At 65.8% G+C, this 2,363-nt stretch carries 2 protein-coding genes and 1 pseudogene; all 3 read right to left on the reverse strand.

The features are described 5' to 3' along the window. Positions 1–271: 271 nt before the first annotated feature. Positions 272–1,042, reverse strand: a complete 771-nt coding sequence (locus ACFWF3_RS32525) for an SDR family oxidoreductase (protein ID WP_378992903.1) — start codon at positions 1,040–1,042, stop codon at positions 272–274. Positions 1,043–1,091: 49 nt separating this feature from the next. Then, positions 1,092–1,853, reverse strand: coding sequence for a crotonase/enoyl-CoA hydratase family protein (locus ACFWF3_RS32530; protein ID WP_379317685.1), 762 nt, complete (start codon positions 1,851–1,853; stop codon positions 1,092–1,094). Positions 1,854–1,882: 29 nt separating this feature from the next. Then, a pseudogene (locus tag ACFWF3_RS32535) lies at positions 1,883–2,363 on the reverse strand (acetyl-CoA C-acyltransferase); the annotation flags it as partial.

The following is a 2,363-nucleotide window of genomic DNA, read 5'->3' on the forward strand; positions in this document are numbered from 1 at the left end:
CCGGCAACCAGATCGCGGAACGCATTCTCGGAATGCCACGCGATCCGCTCCTGCGCTGACAGACATCTTCGTACCGTGATCCAACACGTTGACGATAAGACAACGGTTTCACTTACGGGATAGATTGCGATGTGTATTCCCATACCCGCTCTGATCGCGGACGTACGGAGCTGTAGCCGAGCCGGAACCCGCCCGAACAGCAGATGGCCGCCACTCCGCATTCGAAGTGGCGGCCATCGGCGTCTGTCCATCGACAAGGATGGCGGCGAATCTACTTGGGCTGGAAACGCTGCCCGCCGTCGATACGCACGACTTCACCGTTGATATACGGATTCTCGAGCAGATGCTGTGCCAGCAACGCGTATTCGGCAGGTGCGCCGAGCCGCTTCGGGAACGGCACCGCCGCAGCGAATTTCGCGAGCTTCTCCTCGCCGAGGAAGTCCATGATCGGGGTGTGCATCGTTCCCGGCGCAATGCTGTTCACCCGGATGCCCACCGCACTGAGGTCGCGAGCGCCGGTCAGGGTCAGCGAGATCACGCCGCCCTTGGCCGCCGCGTAGGCCGACTGACCGATCTGGCCCTCGTAGCCGGCGATGGAGCTGGTCATGACGATCGCGCCGCGCTCGCCGCTTTCCTTCGGTTCCAGCTTGGCGATCTTGGCCGCGGTGAGCCGGAGCACGTTGTAGGTACCCGTGAGGTACAGCCCGATCGTGTCGGTGAAGCCCTTCAACGTGTGCGGCGTGCCGTCCCGGTTGACGACCTTCTCGAGCACTCCGAAACCACCGTGGGCGATCACCGCGTAGCGCAGCGTGCCCAGTTCGTCGGCCGCGGCGAACGCTTCCTCGATCGTCGAGTCGTCGAGCACGTCGGTGCGCACATAGACGGCCTTGTTGCCCAGCTCCTCGGCCAGCGCCTTGCCCTTGTCGTCGTTGACATCGGCGATGACAACGGCCGCGCCTTCGGCGTGCAACTTGCGCACCGTCGCGTCACCCAGGCCACCGGCACCACCGGTCACCAGAACTACTTCACCTTCGAACGACACTGCGTCTCCTTCACTTCATGGTTTGATGATGGGTGGGCGGCACGTTGGCCTAGGTGCCCGTCCACTGGGGAGTTCGCTTCTCCGCGAACGCCTTCGCGCCTTCCTGCGCGTCCTTCGTCCCGAAGACCGGGGCGATGAGCTCGAGCTGCTTCTGCCACATCTCGGTGGTGCTCCACTCGGCCGCCTTGACGATGACCTCCTTGGTCACCGCGACCGCGATCGGCCCGTTGGCGGTGATCCGCTCGGCCAGAGCCAGCGCCCGATCCAAGGCCTGTCCCGGTTCGGCCACCTCGTTGACCAAGCCCCACGCGGCGGCGGCGTCTGCCGTGAAAGTGTCACCGGTCAGGACCAATTCGAGCGCCTTCTGGTACGGAATGCGCTGCGGCAGCCGCAACAGCGCACCGCCGCCCGCGACCAGGCCACGTTTGACTTCGGGAACCCCGAACCGCGCGGTTGTGGACGCGACGACCAGGTCCGTGGCCAGCACCAACTCGGTGCCGCCGGCCAGCGCGTAACCTTCGACGGCGGCGATGATGGGCTTGACCGGTGGCTTCTCGGTGAATCCGAGGCCGCGACCGGCGACGTAGGGGTACTCCCCCGCCGCGAATGCCTTCAGATCCATTCCGGCGCTGAAGTTTCCGCCGCTGCCGGTCAGCACCGCGACGGACAGCTCAGGGCTTTCGTCGAGCTCGTCGACGGCGTCGGCGAGTCCCTGACTGACGGCGAGATTGATCGCGTTGCGCGCGTCCGCCCGGTTGATCGTGATCACCAGCGTTCGCCCGCGCCGCTCCACTAGCACTGCGTCCGACACAGATATCTCCATTCTCTCGGTGAAAGCACTCAGACTTCGATGACGAGGGCGCCGCCCATGCCGCCACCCGCGCACATCGCGGTGACGCCGATGCCGCCGCCGCGACGGCGGAGCTCGTAGATCAGGGTCGCCACCTGGCGGGCGCCCGAAGCCGAAATCGGATGGCCGAGACTGCATCCACTGCCGGAGAAGTTCACCCGCTCCTCGTCGATGTTGTGCGCGCGGCACGCGGCGATCGGCACCGAGGCGAACGCTTCGTTGATCTCCCACAGCGCCACGTCGCCGACGGTCAACCCGGCACGGTCGAGCACCTTGCCGATCACGTTCACCGCGGCGATGCCGTTGTCCGCCGGTGTCACACCCACGTTCGCCCAGGCACGCACTGTCGCGAGAACCTCCAGGCCCGCACTCGCGGCGTAGTCGTCAGCGGTCACTGTCACGGCGGCGGCGGCGTCGTTGATGCCGCTGCTGTTGCCCGCCGTGATCGAGAACCCTTCGATTTCGGGATGC

Source organism: Nocardia sp. NPDC060220, from assembly GCF_042727815.1.
GTDB lineage: Bacteria > Actinomycetota > Actinomycetes > Mycobacteriales > Mycobacteriaceae > Nocardia.